This window comes from Pseudomonas gingeri (genome assembly GCF_013385635.1).
GTDB classification, from domain to species: Bacteria; Pseudomonadota; Gammaproteobacteria; order Pseudomonadales; family Pseudomonadaceae; genus Aquipseudomonas; species Aquipseudomonas gingeri_A.
This window is the reverse complement of sequence record NZ_JACAPR010000003.1, coordinates 1-20,376: the sequence shown is the minus strand read 5'-3', so window position 1 is coordinate 20,376 and position 20,376 is coordinate 1. Positions and strand designations below refer to the sequence as shown.

The window sequence follows — 20,376 nt, the reverse complement described above, 5'->3', positions numbered from 1 at the left end:
TCAGGGTCTCAAGCGTTGACCCTTGTATAGTTTCGGCTTTCCTCCAGGAGATCTTTGCATGCGTATTCCTTCACGCGTTATCGGTGGTGTGCTGGTCGCCACCTTGCTGACCCAGTTGACCGCCTGCGGCTCGATTTTCTTCCCGGATCGTCGCGGCCAGATCGAAGGCAAGATCGACCCGCTGGTGGCCGGGCTCGACGCCATCGGTATCCTCTTCTATGTGCTGCCCGGCCTGATCGCCTTCGGCATCGACTTCGCCACCGGCGCCATCTACCTGCCCGGCGGCACCACCGCGCAGATCGCCCCGCAGAAACTCCATGAAGCCATCGGCGCCGACGGCCAGGTCGACAACACCAAGCTGCAGGCCATCATCCAGGCCGAGCTGGGCCAGACCCTGCCGCTGAACGATCCGCGCCTGATCCAGCACAAAGGCAGCCTGCAACAGCTGGCGATGTACGGCCTGCGTCCGTCCGCCTGATCCCTGACCGAACCGATACCCGAGAAAAAGGACCGCTACCCGCATGAGCAGCAGCCCGGAACACGCACGCCTGTTACGCCTGGCCACCCGGGCCTCGGTGTCGGTCGCCTGCATCCTGATCGTGACCAAGGCCATCGCCTGGTGGCTGAGTGGTTCGGTGAGCATGCTCGCCGGCTTGACCGACTCGCTGCTCGATGGCGTGACGTCATTCCTCAACCTGCTGGCGGTGCACTACGCCCTGCGCCCGGCGGATGACGACCACCGTTATGGCCACGGCAAGGCCGAGTCGCTGTCGGGCATGGCCCAGGCGCTGTTCATTGCCGGCAGTGCGGTGTTGATCGCGGTGCAGGCGATCGAGCGGATCAAGCACCCGGAACCGGTGGGCGCGCCGTGGATCAGTATCGGCGTGATCATCCTGTCGCTGGCCCTCACCGCCGCCCTGCTGGTGCTGCAGCACCGGGTCGTTCGCGAAACCGGCTCCACCGCCGTGCGCGCCGACTCGCTGCATTACCGCTCGGACCTGATGCTCAACGGCAGCATCCTGCTGGCCCTGGTCCTGGCCAGCTTCGGCTTTGCCCAGGTCGACGCCTGGTTCGGCCTGGGGATCTCGGCCTACATCCTGTGGAGCGCGATCCAGATCGGCCGCGAAAGCTTTGCCGTATTGATGGATGAGGAACTGTCACCCGAGATCAGCCAGCACATGCTCGCACTCGCCAAGGGCGTGCCTGGAGTGCTCGGCGCCCATGACTTGCGCACGCGGGTCTCCGGCAACCACTGGTTCGTGCAGTTGCACCTGGAGTTGCCGGGAGAATTGACCCTGTCGGTGGCCCACGGCCTCAGCGACCAGGCCGCCGACGCGATACATGCCGCCTACCCGAAGGCCGAGGTGCTGGTGCACGCCGACCCCAGGGAGGTGGTAAAGAGGGAGGTGGTGAAACGCCGCGACTGATCAGTAGTTGACCTGATACCCGCGACTGCTCAGGCAGTTGCCCTGGGCCTGGCGGTAGGTCTGCACCACCGCCGGATCCGGTGCATAGGTGACGTTGGCCGGGTCGAAGCCGCTTTGCTGCACGGCCCAGCGATAACAGTCCTCGCCGTCCTGCTGCACCTGTTGCGGGCTCTGGCCGTTGGCCGGATACGCCACCACGTCATAACCATTGCCCGACGGTGCGGGTGCCACCTGCGGCGCAGCGGTGGGTGGGTCGACGACCACGTAGTCCTGAGTGTCTTCCTGATAGAGGTAATAGGCACCCGCCGCGAGGAAAAACAGCGAACTGCCGACCCAGACTTCCCGCGCGTAATCGGGCAGGTAGCTGACGCGAATCCCCCGTGGCGGCGCGACCACCACATAGCGCGGCCCCTGCGGGCGGTACCAGTAGCCGCCGGAGAAGAAGTAGTCCTGGCCCCGGTACGGCACACGCCAGTTGCGGTCGGGGAAACGGTCGATCACATAACCCGGACGGTACTGCGGCCCAGGGCCCCAGCCATTGCCATGACCGGACGGACGCCCGGCCCAGCGATGGTCGTTGGGGTGATCGAAGCTGCCGCCAGGACGGCCGTTGTTGTTGCCCGGCTGCCACCCCGGATTGGGGTTGTAGCCATTGCGCCGGGGAATGTCCGAGTAGTTGCCGCGCAGCGGCTCCTGAGTCTGGCGCACGGTGTCGGGCCGGCTCTGGATCGGCAGGTTGTTCTGTGGCTGTGGCGGCGGTGCCGGGCGCGCCTGCTGGTTCGGGTCGTTCTGTGGTGGGCGGGCCTGCCACTGGCCGCCGGGGTTCTGCTCGTGGCGCTCGAAACGCTGGTTGTTTTCCGGGCGAACCTGATTCACCTCTGGCCGCACTTGTGGTTGCGGGCGAACTTCCGGCGCTTGTGGCCGCGGTTGCGGAGCCTGTGGACGGGGTTGATTGTTTTCCGGACGCGGCTGATTGTTGGCCGGATGTCCCTCGTTACCGCCAGGTCGTCCTTCGGGACCCCGCTGGCCACCGTTGGGATGTGGATGTTGCTGATTATCGTCACCCCGGTCTTCAGCCAGCGCTTGCGCACCGACACTCATACAGAGCAAGCCAACACCTGCCAAACGCCAGATGCGCGATTTCATGCGGTTCCTCACTGCGGTTCAGGGCATACCCATAAGACTGGGAAAGCGGATTCCGGTTCTGCAACACTTTATCAGTCGCGCAACTTATTTCGCGCAATAAAAAAGGGAGGCCCGTCGGCCTCCCTTTGGAGAATTTCGTCCGTGCTCGGCGCTTTTGACGCCGGCTCACCTCACGCCGTCTTCTGGACGGTGTGCAGCCCGGGGGCCGGGGCAACCCTGTGGGGTTGTCGGCCGCGGCGCGCCTGATTCGGCGGGCCGCTGTGGACTCTGTGTCCGGGCAGTGATTCTGTTGCAGTGATTCTGGTGATAAGAATAGGCCTGACGCGACGGCAGAGGATTGCGAACATTGCTCAGATAAACATGACTTGCGCAATAATTCGCTTCAGATAGATAATTCAGCGCAATAGTTCTGATAAAGGCCCGAATGATGAGCAAACTCGACCGCTACGACCTGAGCATCCTGGCGGAATTGCAGCGCGATGCCCGTATCTCCAACCAGGAGCTGGCCGAGCGCATCGGTCTGTCGCCGTCGCCGTGCTCGCGGCGGGTCAAGCAACTGGAAGACGACGGTTACATCTCGCGCCAGGTCGCCCTGCTCGACCGCAAGATGCTCGGCCTGAGCCTGACCGCCTATGTGCTGATCGGCATGGACCGGCATACACCGGAACGCTTCGAGAACTTCGAGGCGGCGATCCGCACCTTGCCCCAGGTCCTGGAATGCAGCCTGGTGACGGGGATGGACGCCGACTACCAGTTGAAAGTCGTGGTGCCGGACATGGACCACTACCAGAAACTGCTGCTGGGACACCTGACCCGTATCGAAGGCGTCACCAGCGTGCGCTCCAGCTTTGTGCTGAACCAGGTGCTCAACAGCACCGAGCTGCCGTTGACCCATTTGCGCGGTTGATAGCCGAAGCCAAGATTTCCTGTAGGAGCCGGCTTGCCGGCGATGAGGCCCATGAATCATGCGGCGCCTGTGCGGACGCCATCGCCGGCAAGCCGACTCCTACAAGGATCGGGATCGTCGGTCGACCTGAGTCAAACCGACGCAGGTCAATGCTCGCGGTCGCCCCCTGGCGTATAATCGGCCGGCTTTTTACCCCGCTCGCGCTGGAGAGATTCGATGGATCCTGCCGTTTTCGAAGAGTGGATGATGACTGGCCTGGTCAGCATCCTGATCATTTTCATGGGCTTCATCGTCTGGGACCTGGCAAAAAAATCCAAGGCCGGGCGCTTCGGCACCTTTATCCTGTTCTTCGTGCTGGGCCTGGGTATCGCCGCCTTCGTGATCAAGAGCGTGGTGATCGGCCTGATCGAGTCCGGCTCCTTATAAGTTCGCCGGAACTTCCTTCCACTGGCCCTGGTCGAGTCCTTCGAGCGTCCAGTCACCAATACGCACCCGCACCAGACGCAGGGTCGGCAAACCGACCGCCGCCGTCATCCTTCGCACCTGACGGTTGCGGCCCTCACGAATGATCAGTTCCAGCCAACGGGTGGGAATGCTCTGGCGAAAGCGCACGGGCGGGTTGCGCGGCCACAGCTCCGGTGTTTCCAGGGCCCGGGCCTGGGCCGGCAGGGTCATGCCATCGTTCAACTCGACGCCCTTGCATAAACGCTCGATCTGTTCCGCCGTCGGCACGCCTTCGACCTGTACCCAATAGGTTTTCGCCAGCTTGTGCTTGGGATCGGCAATCCGCGCCTGGAGCTGGCCGTCATTGGTCAGCAACAGCAGACCCTCACTGTCGCGATCCAGGCGCCCGGCCGGGTACACGCCGGCGACGTCGATGAAGTCCTTGAGGGTCGCGCGCCCCTCACCGTCGCTGAACTGGGTCAGCACATCGAAGGGCTTGTTGAACAGGATGAGCTTGGGCTCGACAGGCGGCGCCTTGGCGACCCGACGCGGCGCAACGGGACTTTTCGCGGCCGAACGGCGGACGACGGGACGAGGTGGTCGGGACATGGCAAAGAGGGTATCTGAAGATCGGAAGCCGTCATGCTAGGGCGTGCCAGGCATTATTTCCAGATATCCATCATCCGACACGACACTGCAACGGTAGGAGCCGGCTCCTACAGTAAGCGGATGTCACCCCATCGATCGTTCCCACGCTCCGCGTGGTAATGCAGCCCGTGACGCTCCGCGTCACAGATCCAGAGCGGACGCGGAGCGTCCAACGAGACATTCCCACGCGGAGCGTGGGAACGATCAACTTCCGGATGTGGGAACGATCATGGCTTGTTTAACGGAACGGTGGCTCGTCAAAGCTGCGCAGTTTGCGTGAATGCAGCGAATGCAGTTCGGTACGCAGCAGGTCCACCGCGGCGATGCCGATCTTCAAGTGCTGGCTGACGGCACGTTCGTAGAACGCGTTCGCCGAACCCGGCAGCTTGATTTCACTGTGCAGCGGCTTGTCCGAAACACAGAGCAAGGTGCCATACGGTACGCGCAGGCGATAACCCTGCGCGGCGATGGTGCCGCTTTCCATGTCCACGGCCACGGCGCGGGACAGGTTGATCAGCGGACGCTCCTGGGCCCAGCGCAGCTCCCAGTTGCGGTCGTCGTAGGTCAACACGGTGCCGGTGCGCAGACGCTTCTTCAGGTCGTCACCCTTTTCCCCGGTGACATTGGCGGCGGCCTGTTGCAAGGCCATCTGCACTTCGGCCAGGGCCGGAATCGGGATATTCGGCGGCACCACCCGGTCGAGGATGCCGTCGCGACGCATATAGGCGTGGGCCAGCACATAGTCGCCGATGGTCTGGGATTGGCGCAGGCCGCCGCAGTGGCCGATCATCAGCCAGCAATGGGGACGCAGCACCGCCAAGTGGTCGGTGATGTTCTTCGCATTGGACGGGCCGACGCCGATGTTCACCAGGGTCACGCCATGGCCATCGTTGGCCTGCAGGTGGTAGGCCGGCATCTGGTAGCGGTGCCAGACCACCGCCGCCGCGACCGCCTGGGCCTCGGCGTAGTCCATGCTCTTGTCGATGATCACGTTGCCCGGCAGGACCATGCGCACGAAACGCGGGTCGTCGCGCAGCTGCTCCAGGCCATGGAGAATGAACTGGTCGACATAGCGGTGATAGTTGGTCAGCAGGATCCACGGCTGCACATGGCGCCAGTCGCTGCCGGTGTAATGCACCAGGCGACGCAGCGAGAAATCGACACGGGCGGCATCGAACAGGGCCAAGGGCAGCGGCGAGGTGTTTTCCCAGTCGTGCAGGCCATCGGCGATGCCATCGGTGGCGGCGGACAGGTCGGTGCTCGGGAACACCCGCGCCAGGGCGGCGGCGGTCACGCCGGAGCCGGCCAGCTCATCGCCTTGCTCGACGACGTAAGGGTAAGGAATGTTCTGTTCGCTGACGCCGACCTCCACCGTCACGGTGAAATCGCGCATCAGCGGCACCAGTTGTTCCAGCAGGTATTTGCGAAACGCCGCCGGGTGGGTGACGGTGACACTGTAGGTGCCCGGTAGCTGGACCTTGGCGTAGGCGCGGGTGGTCGCCGGGACTTCGCCCTGGTAGGTGTAGGTCAGGCGCAGTTCGGGGTAGCGGAACTGCGCGCGCTGTTCGGCATCGGGCTCGACGCGGTCCTTGAGATAACGCTTGAGCGCCTGGCTCAGGGCCGTGGTAGCGCGCTCATGGAGTTCAGCCAGGCGGTCTACGGCCTGTTCGGGAGATTGCACGACAATAAAAGCTTCGGTCACGGAGAGCATCCTGTCTTCTGATGTTGCAGACCTTCATCTTGCCTGCAACATCGTCGGACGGAAACAGTGGCTTTGCGTTCACGGCCATCCCCCCTGTAGGGCGGGCTTGTGTGGGAGCGGGCTTGCCCGCGAATGGCGCGACGCGGTGTTTCAGATACACCGCGTTATCGTTCTTCGCGGGCAAGCCCGCTCCCACAGGGGCATTGTCCGGGCTTGGTCGAGTCTCTCAGAAACCCTGTGGCGTCGAGCGGGCAACGATGGCCTCGACATTCACGCCCCTCGGCAAGGTGCCGTAGACCCGGCCGCCAGTGCCCAGACGGCTGGCGATAAAGCCATCGCTGACCGCCGCGTTCCCCGCCTCCAGCAGCAGCTTGGCCTGCAGCGCCAGGGCAATGTCCTCGGTCAACTGGCGGGCGCGGTACTGGATGTCGTGGGTATCGGTAAACGCCAGCTTCAGGTGCTCGATATGCCGGGCCAGTTGCTTGTCACCATGGCCGTCGCCCAGCTCGCTGAACAGCACTTCCAGCACGCCCGGCTCTTTCGACAGCGAACGCAACACATCCAGGCACTGCACATTGCCCGAACCTTCCCAGGTCGAGTTGACCGGCGCTTCGCGGTACAGGCGCGGCAGGATGCTGTCCTCGACATAACCGGCGCCGCCCATGCATTCGGCCGCTTCGTTGATCATCGCCGGCGCGCGCTTGCAGATCCAGTATTTGCCCACGGCCGTGACCAGCCGGGCGAACCTGGCTTCATGCTCGTCTCCCAGCCGATCCAGCGCCCGGCCCATGCGCAGGCTCAAGGCCAGGGCCGCCTCGCTCTCCAGCGCCAGGTCCGCCAGGACGTTCTGCATCAGCGGTTGTTCGCTGAGCACCCGCCCACCAACCAGGCGATGGGCGCAATGATGGCTGGCCTGAGTCAGCGCCTGGCGCATCAAGGCACTGGAACCGACCATGCAATCGAAACGGGTCATCGCCACCATCTCGATAATGGTCGGCACGCCGCGTCCTTCTTCGCCGATCATCCAGGCCAGGGCACCGCGAAACTCCACTTCGCTCGAAGCATTGGAGCAGTTGCCCAGTTTGTTTTTCAGGCGCTGGATATAGAATTGATTGCGGCTGTCATCCGGGCGGTGCCGGGGCAGCAGGAAGCAGGTCAGGCCCTTGTCGGTCTGGGCCAGGGTCAGGAAGGCATCACACATCGGTGCCGAGCAGAACCATTTGTGGCCCACCAGTTCATAGGCCTGGCCGGGGCCACCGGCGCCCACCGGATAAGCCCGGGTGGTGTTGGCGCGGACGTCGGTGCCGCCTTGTTTCTCGGTCATCGCCATGCCGATGGTGGCGCCGCGCTTGTGGGCGATGCCGATATTACGCGGATCGTACTCGGTGCTGAGGATGCCCGGCAGCCACTGTCCGGCGATGTCCGGCTGCAGTTGCAGCGCCGGCACGCAGGCGAAGGTCATGGTCAGCGGGCAACCGGTACCGGCCTCGGCCTGGCTGTGCAGGTAAGTCATGGCGGCGCGGGCGACGTGGGCACCGTCCTGGGGATCGGTCCAGGGCAATGACGGCAAGCCATGCTCGACCGCCGTACGCATCAACTCGTGGTAGGCCGGGTGAAACTCTACCAGGTCCTGGCGATGACCATAGCGGTCGTGGCTGACAAACACCGGTTTGTTCTGGTTGGCCAGGAACCCCGCTTCCATCAGCGGCCCGCCGGCCAGCGCCCCGTAGCGGTCGATGCGCGCCTGCGCCCAGCCGGCGCCAAACCGTTGCGACCACTCTTGCAGAGGCAGGTCGATGCGGTAGAGATTGGTGCCATCCAGCGACGGCGGCTGATTGGTGACTTCGTGGGTTTCGGCGTATTGATGGAGGTTCATGGTGTCGGGCTCCTATGGGAAGTTGCCAGGAAGCCCAGTGAATCACGCACACCCTTCGGAAAAAAGTGACATATCCGCCTAAATATCGGCGCTTTCACCCTCTGTCTGATTCAGCAAGCGACGCACCAGCAAACTCTGCAACTCTTCGAAACGCACCGGTTTATGCAGATAGTCGGTAATTCCGGCGGCCAGGCAGCGCTCGCGCTCCACGCCATTGAGCAGGCTGGTCAGGGCCAGGATCGGCAGCTCCGCGCAGCCCGGCAGGCTGCGCAACTGGCCGCACAGAATGGTCTCGCCGGACTGGTCGGCGGAGCAATCGAGCAACAAGGCATCCACCGCCTCGACCCGCAGGATGTCGATCGCCGCCCGTGGATTGTTGGCCGTCAGCACCCGGTAACCGAGCTTGAGCAGCATCCCGCGCACCACCAACTGGCTGATATCGTTGCCGTCCACCAGCAACACGGTGCAGTCACGCGGACTGCGCGGTGTCGAGGCGGCGGCACGGTTGACGCGTGGGCTCAGCACCTCGACATCGACCTCGATCTGGAAACGGCTGCCCATTCCCGATTCCGATTGATGGGTCAGGCGCCCACCGAGCAATTCGATCAATTGCCGGCAGATCGCCAGGCCGATGCCCAGGCCGCCGTATTCGCGGGTCATCGAGCCATCGAGCTGGAAGAAGCGCTGATACAGGGTGGCTTCGTCCAGGTCGGTAAAGCCGATGCCGCTGTCGATCACGGCAAAGGACAGGGTCAATTGCCCGGGCTGCGGCGCATGACCGATCACCCGCAACACCAGCCCGCCTTCACGGGTGAACTTGATGGCGTTGTCCACCAGGCAGTCCAGGCATTGGGCGATTTTCGTCGCATCGCCATGGAGGCTGTCGGGCAACTCGTCGGCCACCTCGACGGCGAAGTGCAGGCCTTTGTTCAGTACATTGCCGGCGAACTGCTCCTGCAGCCCGTCCAGCAGTCCGCGCAGGCTGAAGGTCTGCGGATAGACCTTGAGACGCCCGGCCTGCAGTTCGGTCAGGGTCAGAATGCCGTTGACCATGCGCATCATGTCCCGCGCCGAGCCGGCGGCGGTCTGCTGGTACTGCTCCAGTTCCGGGTCCAGCTCCACGGTCTGCATCAGCTCCAGCGAACCGATAACGCCGTTCATCGGCGTGCGCAGTTCGTGGGTGACAGTGGCCAGGAACTCGTCCTTCAGGCGATTGCTGTTGGCCAGCTCCTGGTTCAGCACTTCCAGCTTCTGCCCGGACTCCAGCAACGTCTGCGCCTGCTGCTCGCGCATGGCATTGATCCGGTCGGCCAGGGCCAGGGACAACAGGCCGACCTCCAGGGCCGAACCGATCTGGCTGGCATACATGGTCAGGAACATGTTCGGCAGGTAGCCGAGCACCATCAGGGTGTTGACCAGCCCACCCAGCAGGAACGCCGACCAGGCAATGATGAAGTAGCGCGCCACCCGCTGGCCGCAATACCAGGCACTGATCCCGGCGTAGAAAATGGTCACGGTGAACGCCAGGGCCAGGGCCGTGGCCAGGCGCAATGCCAGGGCATAACTGGTCATCAGCGACAGGGCCATGACCAGCGCACCGAATCCCATCAGCAGCAACAGCAGGCGGTCCAGCCAGCGGCTGTGGGCCGCCGTGTGCAGGAAGCTGCGGGCGAACTGGCAGCCGAAGAACCCCGCCGAACCGATCAGGAACGGTGTCGCGGCATTGGCCCACCAGGGATTGTTCGGCCAGAAGTACTGCACCGCCGCACCGTTGACCGACAGCTGGTAGAAGCCGAACGAGGCGATATAGAAGATGTAGTACAGGTAGCTGGTGTCACGCACGCTGAGGTAGATGAACAGGTTGTAGACCAGCATCCCCAACAGCACGCCATAGATCAGCCCGAGCACGTACAGGCGCACCGGCTGCTCTTCCAGGTAGGCCTGGCTCGACCACAAGCTCAGCGGCGCCTGGACCGAGCCTTCGGTTTGCAGGCGCAGGTAGACGGTCTTGCTTTCACCGGGGGCGAAGTCGAGCTCGAACAGGTAGTTGTTCTGCTTGATCGGCCGGCTGGCGAAGGGCAATTCATCGCCGGTACGCTGGGCCAGGCGATACTCGCCGGCGGCGTCCGGCAGATAGAGGTCGATGTGGTCCATCGGCGGATAGGCCATTTCCAGCAGCCAGGTACGCCGTGCGTCGGGATGTTTCGGCTTGTAGCTCAGGTCGACCTTGAGCCAGAACGCCGAACGCGAATAGCCCGCATTGAGCGCGTCCTTGTCATGGCGACGGAACTGACCGGCTTTGGCAGGCGCGCTGATGTCCGCGATATCGGCCTGGCCGCTCACGTCCTCGAACACTTGCATGATCCGGCCCAGGGGCAGGCTCAGAGTGGACTCATCAAACTCGACTGCGCTCGCCATCAGCGGCAGACAGCTCAACAACATCATCAGCAAATAGCGCATACAGCCCCAGCATGGCCAGTCTGGTCGCGTCAGGAGCCCCCCTTCCCTTTGAGACGACGTGAAACCACATGACCTGTTATTCGTTTGGATCCACTCTAGCATAGCCACTAATGGCTAAATCACACCATTGAAACATTTTATCCAAAGGCTCTAGAGCGGGCGTTTCAGCGGCCGAATCGAATTCGTGAGTAGCAGCTATCGGCCGCAACGGACAAAGCTTCAGGAATCGAATACCCCGTTGTGCGGAAGATTCCGAAAAAGGCGTTTGGTGGTAAGCTCGCGCACCATGAATATCTACAGCTCTCGTCCCGTTGTCCTCTGTCTCTCCGGCCATGATCCCAGTGGTGGCGCCGGCCTCCAGGCAGATATCGAAGCCCTGCTCGCCCAGGGCTGCCATGCAGCTCCCGCTGTCACCGCGCTGACCGTGCAGAATACGGTCAATGTCCGCGATTTCCGCGTCCTCGATCGCGAATGGGTACTGGCCCAGGCCAATGCCGTGTTCGAAGATTCGACGGTCGCGGCGGTCAAGCTGGGCATGCTCGGTTCCCTGGAAATGGTCGACACCGTGGTCGAACTGCTCAAGGCGCATCCGCACCTGCCACTGGTCTGCGATCCGGTCCTGCGCGCCGGCGGCGGTGGCCGCCTGGGCAAGGACGAGGTCGGCTACGCCATGCGCGAACAATTGCTGCCACTGGCGACGATCGCCACCCCCAACCTTCCCGAAGCCCGCATCCTGGCTGAACTGCCTGAAGGCAGCGCCGACGAGTGCGCGGAAAAACTCCTGCCGTTCTGCCAACACCTGCTGATCACCGGCGGCCATGGCGATGAAGAAGAAATCCACAATCGCCTGTACAGCCGCGACGGCACCCGCCAGACCTTCAAGTGCCAGCGCCTGCCCGGCAATTATCATGGCTCCGGCTGCACCCTGGCGAGCGCCCTCGCCGGCCGTCTGGCCCTCGGTGAAAACCTGGTCAGCGCGGTGCAATCGGCGTTGAATTACACATGGCGCACCCTGCGTGACGCCGAGCAGTTGGGCCAGGGACAATTTGTACCGCGTCGTCTGCCACTGGATTTCTGCTCGTAACTGCTCATAACTTGAGGGCAGGGAGACGTGCGCTGGAAACCCTGTGTTCGTAACGCTTCGAGGCCGAACCGATGAAACTACGTGGCCTGTATGCCATCACCGATAGCCAGTTGCTGGCCGGCAAGTTCCTGTCCTATGTGGAAGCCGCGCTGGAAGGCGGCGTGACACTGCTGCAGTATCGCGACAAGAGCGCCGACGAGGCCCGCCGTCTGCGTGAGGCCGAGACATTGCTGAAACTCTGCGAGCGCTACAAGACCCGGCTGATCATCAACGATGACGCCGAGCTCGCCGCACGCCTCGGGGTCGGTGTCCACCTGGGCCAGACCGACGGACCGCTGACACCCGCCCGCGCCCTGCTCGGCAGCAAGGCCATCATCGGCTCCACCTGCCACGCGCAGTTGGAACTGGCCGAGCAGGCTGCCAGGGAAGGCGCCAGCTACGTCGCCTTCGGGCGCTTTTTCAATTCCAACACCAAGCCCGGCGCCCCGGCGGCGGATATCGCCCTGCTCGAACGCGCCCGCCCGGCGCTGCACCTGCCGATCTGCGTGATCGGCGGCATCACGCTGGACAACGCCGCGCCGCTGGTCGCCCACGGCGCCGACCTGCTGGCGGTGATCCACGGCCTGTTCGGCGCAGAAAACGCCCAGGAAGTGACGCGCCGCGCCCGCGCCTTCAATGCCCTCTTCACTTCATGATTTTTGAGAGCCCGACCATGTCTCGTTCCGAAACGCTGTTTGCCAATGCCCAGAAACATATCCCCGGCGGCGTGAACTCGCCCGTTCGCGCGTTCAAGAGCGTCGGCGGCACCCCGCTGTTCTTCAAGCATGCCGAAGGCGCCTACGTCACTGACGAGGACGACAAGCGTTATGTCGACTACGTCGGTTCGTGGGGCCCGATGATTCTCGGCCACAGCCATCCGGACGTACTGGATGCGGTGCGCCGGCAGCTTGAGCATGGGTTGTCCTACGGCGCGCCGACCGCCATGGAAACCGAGATGGCCGACCTGGTCTGCTCGATCGTGCCGTCGATGGAAATGGTCCGCATGGTCAGCTCCGGCACCGAGGCGACCATGAGCGCGATCCGCCTGGCCCGTGGTTTTACCGGCCGCGACAGCATCATCAAGTTCGAAGGCTGCTACCACGGCCACTCCGACAGCCTGCTGGTCAAGGCCGGCTCCGGCGCCCTGACCCAGGGCGTACCAAGCTCGGCCGGCGTGCCGGCGGCTTTCGCCAAACACACCCTGACCCTGCCGTTCAACGACATCGACGCCGTGGCGAAGATGCTCGGCGAAGTCGGCCAGGAAGTGGCCTGCATCATCGTCGAGCCGGTAGCCGGCAACATGAACTGCGTGCCACCGGCCCCGGGCTTCCTCGAAGGCCTGCGCAGCCTGTGCGACCAGCACGGCGTGGTGCTGATCTTCGACGAAGTGATGACCGGTTTCCGCGTCGCCCTCGGCGGCGCCCAGGCCCATTACGGCGTCAAGCCGGACCTGAGCACTTTCGGCAAGATCATCGGTGGCGGCATGCCGGTCGGCTGCTTCGGCGGCAAGCGCGAGATCATGTCCTGCATCGCCCCGCTGGGCCCGGTCTACCAGGCCGGCACCCTGTCCGGCAACCCGCTGGCCATGGCCGCCGGCCTGACCACCCTGCGCCTGATCAGCCGTCCGGGCTTCCATGCCGAGCTGACCGACTACACCACGCGCCTGCTCGACGGCCTGCAACAGCGCGCCGATGCGGCCGGTATCCCGTTCGTCACCACCCAGGCCGGTGGCATGTTCGGCCTGTATTTCAGCGGTGCCGACGATATCGTCACCTTCGACGACGTGATGGCCAGCGATGCGGAACGCTTCAAGCGCTTCTTCCACCTGATGCTCGACGGCGGTGTGTACTTGGCGCCGAGTGCCTTCGAAGCCGGTTTCACCTCCATCGCCCACGGCGAAACCGAGCTGAAACTGACGCTGGATGCCGCCGAACGCGCCTTCGCCGCACTGAAGTAAGCGCTCGGTCCGACGCCGGTTTCAGCCGGCGTCGGTTTTCCCACCTAAACTTCCCTCGTTTCTTCCCGTCATCTAACCCATTACTTGCAAAACAAGGCGATATAACGCCCGCGCAGCAGAAAAACGAGTAAAGACTTTGTAAGGTGGCCCCCGCTTATTTCATAATGCGCGCCATACACATCCCCTGGCCGGGTACGCCCGCCCTTCAGAGGTACGTCGATTCCCATGAACCGCACCGGCCGCGCCCTTTCACTGGGCTGCCTGTTGCTCCTTCAGCCGCTGCTGGCACATGCAGGCGGTAACTCGTTGTTGATCCCGGCGATGGGTCGCTGCACCCTCAATACCCAGCCCCAGGATCTCGCCGAGGCCCTGACAGCCTGTGAACAGGCGGCCAAGGGTGGTGATGCTGAGGCGCAATACGAGTTGGGCGAGTTCTATTACGACGGCAAGAATGCGCCGCGCGATCTCAACAAGGCCCTGAACCTCTTCGAACAGGCTTCGCTGCAAGGCCATGCCCAGGCGCAATTCCAGCTTGGTATCATGTTCTACAAGGGCGAAGGCGTGCCGGCCAACAATGTCCAGGCCTATATCGTGCTGAAGATGGCGGCGGTCAATGGCGCCGAAGACGCGCTGGACACCGCGGATGAAGTCGCCGCGCAGATGCCGCGGGACGAACTGGAAATGGCGACCCAGGTACTCGGACAGATTTTCCGCAAGTACCTGCTGGAGTTGCAGACGGTTGACGGACGTACACCGTTTTCACCATTACCCTGAATCCCCTTTTTTATTGATCGTTCCCACGCCCCGCGTGGGAATGCCTCACTGGACGCTCTGCGTCCGCTTCAAAAGCTTCGCGGGCAAGCCCGCTCCCACAGCGTCACGGGCTGCATGCCTTTGCTACGCGCGGGAACGATCAGGATCAGTCGGACAGGGTTATTTCTCGGGCATCGGCATCGGAAACGGCATGACATTGCTCATGCCCCGGGCCTCGCTGATCTTCGGCGTGCCCAGGCGCTCGACCTCGTCGATCCGCACGATCGAATGCATCGGCACGAAACTGCGCACCACGCCTTCGAACTGGGCCTTGAGTTTTTCCTCGCCCGGGTCGACCACCAGTTGCGTACGCTCGCCAAAGACGAACTCTTCGACTTCCAGGAAGCCCCACAGATCGCTCTGATAGATCTGCTTGGCGTACATTTCGAACACCTGGCCCTGGTTGAGGAAAATCACCTTGTAGATCGGGGCTTCACGTTTGGTCATGGTGGGCGGGCAACACATCGGGGATATAAAAGAGGGCGCGAACTATAGCATAGCCGCCAGACGCGCAATGCTAGGAAGCGACCGCGATGACCCTTATAATGCGCGGTTCTTTGAATCACTTGATGAAACCCCATGGCCAAGAAGCTTTATATCGAAACCCACGGTTGCCAGATGAACGAGTACGACAGCTCGCGCATGGTCGATCTGCTGGGCGAACATCAGGCCCTGGAAGTCACCGCCCGCGCTGAAGACGCGGATGTGATCCTGCTCAATACCTGCTCGATCCGTGAACGTGCCCAGGACCGGGTCTACTCCCAGCTGGGCCGCTGGCGCGAACTGAAACTGGCGAACCCGGAGATGGTGATCGCCGTCGGCGGCTGCGTCGCCAGCCAGGAAGGCGCGGCCATCCGCGACCGCGCGCCCTATGTCGACGTGGTCTTCGGCCCGCAGACCCTGCACCGCCTGCCGGAAATGATCGATGCCGCGCGTCAGACCAAACTGCCGCAAGTGGATGTCTCGTTCCCGGAAATCGAAAAATTCGACCACCTGCCCGAGCCGCGCATCGACGGCCCCAGTGCCTATGTCTCGGTGATGGAAGGCTGCAGCAAGTACTGCACCTTCTGCGTGGTGCCCTATACCCGTGGCGAAGAAGTCAGCCGACCATTCGACGACGTGATCGCCGAAATCATCCACCTGGCCGAGAACGGCGTGCGCGAAGTGACCCTGCTGGGGCAGAACGTCAACGGCTATCGCGGCACCACCCACGACGGCCGCCTGGCCGACCTGGCGGAACTGATCCGCGTGGTCGCCGCCGTCGATGGCATCGAGCGTATCCGCTACACCACCTCGCACCCGCTGGAGTTCTCCGACAGCCTGATCCAGGCCCATGCCGAGGTGCCGGAACTGGTCAAGCATCTGCACCTGCCGGTGCAATCGGGCTCGGATCGGATTCTCGCGGCGATGAAACGCAACCACACCGCCCTGGAATACAAGTCCAAGCTGCGCAAGCTGCGGGCCGCCGTGCCGGGGATCTGCATCAGTTCGGACTTTATCGTCGGCTTCCCGGGGGAAACCGAGAAGGACTTCCAGCAGACCATGAAGCTGATCGAAGACGTCGGTTTCGACTTCTCCTATTCGTTCGTCTACAGCCAGCGCCCGGGCACACCCGCCGCGGACCTGCCGGACGACACGCCGGAGGCACTGAAAAAAGAGCGCCTCAATGCCCTGCAGCACCGTCTGAACCAGCAGGGTTTCGAGATCAGCCGACAGATGGTCGGCTCGACCCAGCGCATCCTGGTGACCGACTACTCGAAAAAGGACCCCGGCGAACTGCAAGGTCGGACCGAGAATAACCGTATCGTCAACTTCCGCTGCGACAATCCGCAACTGATCGGCCAGTTCGTCGAGGTACATATCGACGCAGCCCAGCCACATTCGCTACGGGGCTCGATGCTGCAATGAGCGCTTTCACCCCCAGGCTGCTAGCGTTATCCTTGAATCCATATCCATTGCCGTCGGGCGGCTAAAAACAACCTTGAACGCACCCATAGAACCCCATCGTTTCATTCTCGAGCCCTTCGAGGCTCGCCGCTTCGCCAATCTGTGCGGGCAATTCGACGAGCATTTGCGCTTGATCGAACAGCGCCTGACGATCGAGATCCGCAACCGCGGCAATCAGTTCGAACTGATCGGCGAACCCAAGCTCACCACTTCCGCAGAAAACCTGCTGCGCCGCCTGTACCGGGAAACCAAGGGCACCGAACTGTCTCCGGACATGGTGCACCTGTTCCTGCAGGAGTCGGCCGTCGAAGACTTGAACAGCAACCCGGTCGCCGAAGCCGCCGTGGCCCTGCGCACCAAGAAAGGCATGATCCGCCCGCGCGGCATCAACCAGCAGCGCTACGTGAAGGAAGTCCTGGCCAACGATATCAACTTCGGTATCGGCCCGGCGGGCACCGGCAAGACCTACCTGGCCGTGGCCTGCGCCGTGGACGCCCTGGAACGCGAGCAGGTGCGACGCATCCTGCTGGTGCGCCCTGCGGTCGAAGCCGGTGAGAAACTCGGCTTCCTGCCCGGCGACCTGGCCCAGAAAATCGACCCGTACCTGCGCCCGCTCTACGATGCGCTGTACGAGATGCTCGGCTTCGAGTACGTGGCCAAGCTGATCGAGCGTCAGGTGATCGAGATCGCCCCGCTCGCCTATATGCGCGGACGTACGCTGAACAACAGCTTCATCATTCTCGACGAAAGCCAGAACACCACCGTCGAGCAGATGAAGATGTTCCTGACCCGGATCGGCTTCGGCTCCACCGCCGTCATCACGGGTGACATCACCCAGGTCGACCTGCCCAAGGGCACCAAGTCCGGCCTGGCCCATGTCATCGAAGTGCTCAAAGGCGTGCCGGGTATCAGCTTCACCCACTTCCAGCCCAAGGACGTGGTCCGCCATCCGCTGGTGCAACGCATCGTCGAAGCCTACGAGCGCTTCGAGAATCGCCCGGTCGAAACGTCATCCGTGAAGGACATCCGTCGCGATGCTTGAACTCGACCTGCAACTGGCCAGTGAGGCACCCGCTCCGAGCGAAGCCGACTTCCGTACCTGGTGCGAGTTGGCCCTGCGCCAGCGCAGCGCCGACTCGGAATTGACCATCCGCCTGGTGGACGAAGCCGAAGGCCGCGAACTCAACCATACCTGGCGACAGAAGGACTACGCAACCAACGTGCTGTCCTTCCCCGCCGATGTGCCGGACGAATTGCTGGATATCCCCTTGCTGGGGGACCTGGTGATCTGCGTACCGGTGGTCGCCCGCGAGGCGGCCGAGCAAGGCAAGGCACTGAACGCCCACTGGGCCCATCTGGTCATTCACGGCTGCCTGCATCTATTGGGTTACGACCATATCGATGACGAGGAAGCCGAGGAAATGGAAGCACTGGAACGAGAGTTGCTTGCTGAACTGGGTCATCCCGACCCGTACATCGATGACGAAAACTGATCACTCAACAACCAAGGGAAACGAGTAAATCGCTATGAGCGAAGACCGATCGAGCAACGGGCAGAAGTCCTGGCTGGGTAAACTGACCCAGGCTTTTGCCCATGAGCCGAAAAACCGCCAGGAGCTGCTGGAGCTGCTGCGCGAAGCCCACCAGAACAAATTGCTGGACAGCGAAGCGCTGGCCATCGTCGAAGGCGCCATCCAGGTTGCCGACCTGCAGGTACGGGACATCATGGTCCCGCGCTCGCAGATGATCAGCATCAAGGCGACCCAGACACCCCGCGAATTCCTCCCCGCGGTCATCGACGCGGCGCACTCGCGCTACCCGGTGATCGGTGAAAGCCACGACGACGTCATGGGCGTCCTGCTGGCCAAGGACCTGCTGCCACTGATCCTTCAGGAGAACGGTGACGGCTTCAACATCAAGGACCTGCTGCGTCCGGCGACCTTCGTCCCCGAGTCCAAGCGCCTGAACGTCCTGCTGCGCGAGTTCCGCGCCAACCACAACCACATGGCCATCGTCATCGACGAATACGGCGGCGTGGCGGGCCTGGTGACCATCGAGGACGTACTGGAACAGATCGTCGGCGATATCGAGGACGAGCACGATGTCGAGGAAGACAGCTACATCAAGCCATTGCCCAGCGGCGACTTCCTGATCAAGGCGCTGACGCCGATCGAGAACTTCAACGAGTTTTTCGACAGCGAATTCTCCGATGACGAGTTCGACACGGTCGGCGGGCTGGTGATGAGTGCGTTCGGGCATCTGCCCAAGCGTAATGAAATCACCGAAATCGGCGCGTATCGTTTCCGCATCCTGAATGCCGACAGCCGTCGGATTCATTTGATTCGCCTGACTCCCATCAGCCGCTAAGGATCCACATGCTGCGCTTAACCCGTCCCGGCTGGCCCGGTAATCTGCTGGCCGTGGTGGCTGGCGCACTGACCACCCTGGCCCTGGCGCCGTTCGACATCTGGCCGCTGGCACTGCTCGCGGTCGGCCTGTTCTATGCCGGCCTGCGCGAGATGTCGCCGCGCCAGGCGCTGTGGCGCGGCTGGTATTTCGGTTTCGGCCTGTTCGGCGCCGGCACCAGCTGGATCTACGTGAGCATCCATACCTACGGCGGTGCCTCGATCCTGCTGGCGGGATTCCTGATGCTGCTGTTCGTGGCCGCCATCGCCTGGTTCTTCGCCCTGCCCGCCTGGCTTTGGGCACGCTGGATACGCCGCAATGAGGCACCGCTGGCCGATGCCCTGGCCTTCGCCGCACTGTGGGTCGGACAGGAAGCCTTCCGGGGCTGGTTCCTGACCGGCTTCCCGTGGCTCTATTCCGGCTACAGCCAGTTGGATGGCCCGTTGTCCGGGCTCGCCCCGCTGGGTGGGATCTGGCTGATTTCCTTCGCCCTGGCCCTGACCGCCGCGCTGCTGTACAACGCGCCGCGCCTGCTCAAGGGCGGTCGCAAGGCCTTTGTCGCGCTGGGCGTGGTCCTGCTGATCGGCCCCTGGGCCATCGGCCTGGCCCTCAAGCATCACGCCTGGACCAGTCCGGCGGGTGAGCCGCTGAGCGTGGCGGCGATCCAGGGCAATATCGAACAAAGCATGAAGTGGGACCCGGAACAGCTCAATGCGCAGCTGGCGCTATACCGTGACATGAGCTTCAGCGCCAAGCGGGTCGACCTGCTGGTCTGGCCGGAAACCGCGGTCCCGGTGTTGAAGGAGTCCGCCGAAGGCTACCTGTCGATGATGGGCAACTTCGCTGCCGATCGTCATACGGCGCTGATCACCGGGGTACCGATCCGCCAGACCGTGCACAACGAAAAACGCTATTTCAACGGCATTACCGTGGTCGGCGAAGGCGACGGTATCTACCTCAAGCAGAAACTGGTGCCGTTTGGCGAGTACGTGCCCTTGCAGGACCTGCTGCGCGGACTGATCGACTTCTTCAACCTGCCGATGTCCGACTTTGCCCGCGGCCCGGCCGACCAGGCGCTGTTGCAGGCCAAGGGTTACCAGATCGCGCCGTTCATCTGCTATGAAGTGGTCTATCCGGAGTTTGCCGCCAGCCTGTCGGCCCGCAGCGACCTGCTGCTGACCATCAGCAACGACACCTGGTTCGGTACGTCCATCGGCCCGCTGCAGCACCTGCAGATGGCGCAGATGCGCGCCCTGGAGGCCGGACGCTGGATGATTCGCGCCACCAACAACGGCGTGACCGGGCTGATCAACCCGTTCGGCCAGATCACCGTGCAGATTCCCCAGTTCCAGCGGGGCATCCTCTACGGTGAAGTGGTGCCGATGCATGACCTGACGCCTTACCTGCAATGGCGCTCGTGGCCGCTGATCATCCTCTGCGGCCTGTTGTTCGGCTGGGCATTGCTGGCCAGCCGGATCGCCAAGACCGTCTGAGCCTGACCGGCTCCTATGTATGGACTC

General features: G+C 63.0%; 19 protein-coding genes. 13 read left to right on the top strand and 6 right to left on the bottom strand.

Features of this window, described 5'->3' with window-relative positions; genetic code table 11:
* Window positions 1–58: 58 nt before the first annotated feature.
* Together pmcY and HX851_RS02635 are read left to right on the top strand one after the other, a co-directional pair.
* Window positions 59–478, top strand: a complete 420-nt coding sequence (gene pmcY / locus HX851_RS02640; RefSeq protein ID WP_017123380.1) for a periplasmic Zn2+ metallochaperone PmcY — start codon at window positions 59–61, stop codon at window positions 476–478.
* Window positions 479–521: 43 nt separating this feature from the next.
* Window positions 522–1,427, top strand: a complete 906-nt coding sequence (locus HX851_RS02635) for a cation diffusion facilitator family transporter (RefSeq protein ID WP_177062902.1) — start codon at window positions 522–524, stop codon at window positions 1,425–1,427.
* On the opposite strand, the gene HX851_RS02630 is transcribed toward HX851_RS02635, so the two are convergent.
* The gene (locus HX851_RS02630) at window positions 1,428–2,573 is read right to left on the bottom strand and encodes a DUF6515 family protein (protein ID WP_177062901.1); all 1,146 of its coding nucleotides are present in this window, start codon (window positions 2,571–2,573) and stop codon (window positions 1,428–1,430) included.
* Window positions 2,574–3,000: 427 nt separating this feature from the next.
* Between HX851_RS02630 and HX851_RS02625 the strand changes: the two genes are divergently transcribed.
* Together HX851_RS02625 and HX851_RS02620 are read left to right on the top strand one after the other, a co-directional pair.
* A complete protein-coding gene (locus tag HX851_RS02625; RefSeq protein ID WP_054052470.1) occupies window positions 3,001–3,480 on the top strand; it encodes an Lrp/AsnC family transcriptional regulator in 480 nt (159 codons plus the stop codon).
* Window positions 3,481–3,696: 216 nt separating this feature from the next.
* Window positions 3,697–3,906 carry a DUF2788 domain-containing protein gene (locus HX851_RS02620; protein ID WP_017123375.1) on the top strand — a complete coding sequence of 70 codons (210 nt, stop codon included), beginning with the start codon at window positions 3,697–3,699 and terminating at the stop codon, window positions 3,904–3,906.
* On the opposite strand, the gene HX851_RS02615 is transcribed toward HX851_RS02620, so the two are convergent.
* The 4 genes from HX851_RS02615 to HX851_RS02600 all read right to left on the bottom strand — a co-directional run bounded on the left by HX851_RS02615 (window position 3,901) and on the right by HX851_RS02600 (window position 10,610).
* Window positions 3,901–4,533 (bottom strand): pseudouridine synthase, encoded by a 633-nt coding sequence (locus tag HX851_RS02615; protein ID WP_256262573.1) that lies wholly within the window; start codon window positions 4,531–4,533, stop codon window positions 3,901–3,903. The two genes, HX851_RS02620 and HX851_RS02615, sit on opposite strands and share 6 nt — an antisense overlap.
* 277 nt (window positions 4,534–4,810) lie before the next feature.
* Window positions 4,811–6,283 (bottom strand): AMP nucleosidase, encoded by a 1,473-nt coding sequence (amn, locus tag HX851_RS02610; RefSeq protein WP_177062900.1) that lies wholly within the window; start codon window positions 6,281–6,283, stop codon window positions 4,811–4,813.
* 217 nt (window positions 6,284–6,500) lie between these two features.
* A complete protein-coding gene (locus HX851_RS02605; protein ID WP_177062895.1) occupies window positions 6,501–8,150 on the bottom strand; it encodes an acyl-CoA dehydrogenase family protein in 1,650 nt (549 codons plus the stop codon).
* A gap of 78 nt (window positions 8,151–8,228) precedes the next feature.
* Window positions 8,229–10,610, bottom strand: a complete 2,382-nt coding sequence (locus HX851_RS02600; RefSeq protein WP_177064877.1) for a hybrid sensor histidine kinase/response regulator — start codon at window positions 10,608–10,610, stop codon at window positions 8,229–8,231.
* Window positions 10,611–10,896: 286 nt separating this feature from the next.
* Here HX851_RS02600 and HX851_RS02595 point away from each other — a divergent pair, with 286 nt between their 5' ends.
* From HX851_RS02595 to HX851_RS02580, 4 genes are all read left to right on the top strand, one after another.
* The gene (locus tag HX851_RS02595) at window positions 10,897–11,694 is read left to right on the top strand and encodes a hydroxymethylpyrimidine/phosphomethylpyrimidine kinase (RefSeq protein WP_177062893.1); all 798 of its coding nucleotides are present in this window, start codon (window positions 10,897–10,899) and stop codon (window positions 11,692–11,694) included.
* Window positions 11,695–11,765: 71 nt separating this feature from the next.
* Complete coding sequence (gene thiE, locus HX851_RS02590; protein WP_177062892.1) at window positions 11,766–12,389, top strand: thiamine phosphate synthase; 624 nt, start codon at window positions 11,766–11,768, stop codon at window positions 12,387–12,389.
* A 17-nt stretch (window positions 12,390–12,406) separates the two neighbouring features.
* Window positions 12,407–13,690, top strand: a complete 1,284-nt coding sequence (hemL, locus tag HX851_RS02585) for a glutamate-1-semialdehyde 2,1-aminomutase (protein ID WP_177064875.1) — start codon at window positions 12,407–12,409, stop codon at window positions 13,688–13,690.
* A 225-nt stretch (window positions 13,691–13,915) separates the two neighbouring features.
* Entirely contained in the window at window positions 13,916–14,464 is a 549-nt protein-coding gene (locus HX851_RS02580; RefSeq protein WP_177062890.1) for a tetratricopeptide repeat protein, read from the top strand.
* Between the two features lie 159 nt (window positions 14,465–14,623).
* On the opposite strand, the gene HX851_RS02575 is transcribed toward HX851_RS02580, so the two are convergent.
* Complete coding sequence (locus tag HX851_RS02575) at window positions 14,624–14,950, bottom strand: DUF1820 family protein (protein ID WP_003215457.1); 327 nt, start codon at window positions 14,948–14,950, stop codon at window positions 14,624–14,626.
* Between the two features lie 132 nt (window positions 14,951–15,082).
* Here HX851_RS02575 and miaB point away from each other — a divergent pair, with 132 nt between their 5' ends.
* From miaB to lnt, 5 genes are all read left to right on the top strand, one after another.
* On the top strand, window positions 15,083–16,411 hold the full coding sequence (gene miaB / locus HX851_RS02570; RefSeq protein WP_177062889.1) for a tRNA (N6-isopentenyl adenosine(37)-C2)-methylthiotransferase MiaB: 1,329 nt from the start codon (window positions 15,083–15,085) through the stop codon (window positions 16,409–16,411).
* Between the two features lie 73 nt (window positions 16,412–16,484).
* Window positions 16,485–17,492 carry a PhoH family protein gene (locus tag HX851_RS02565; RefSeq protein ID WP_177062888.1) on the top strand — a complete coding sequence of 336 codons (1,008 nt, stop codon included), beginning with the start codon at window positions 16,485–16,487 and terminating at the stop codon, window positions 17,490–17,492.
* Complete coding sequence (ybeY, locus tag HX851_RS02560) at window positions 17,485–17,943, top strand: rRNA maturation RNase YbeY (RefSeq protein WP_177062887.1); 459 nt, start codon at window positions 17,485–17,487, stop codon at window positions 17,941–17,943. Before HX851_RS02565 ends, ybeY begins: the two co-directional genes overlap by 8 nt.
* A gap of 34 nt (window positions 17,944–17,977) precedes the next feature.
* Entirely contained in the window at window positions 17,978–18,817 is an 840-nt protein-coding gene (locus HX851_RS02555; RefSeq protein WP_017123364.1) for a CorC family transporter, read from the top strand.
* Between the two features lie 8 nt (window positions 18,818–18,825).
* Window positions 18,826–20,349 (top strand): apolipoprotein N-acyltransferase, encoded by a 1,524-nt coding sequence (gene lnt, locus HX851_RS02550; RefSeq protein WP_177064873.1) that lies wholly within the window; start codon window positions 18,826–18,828, stop codon window positions 20,347–20,349.
* Window positions 20,350–20,376: the final 27 nt, after the last annotated feature.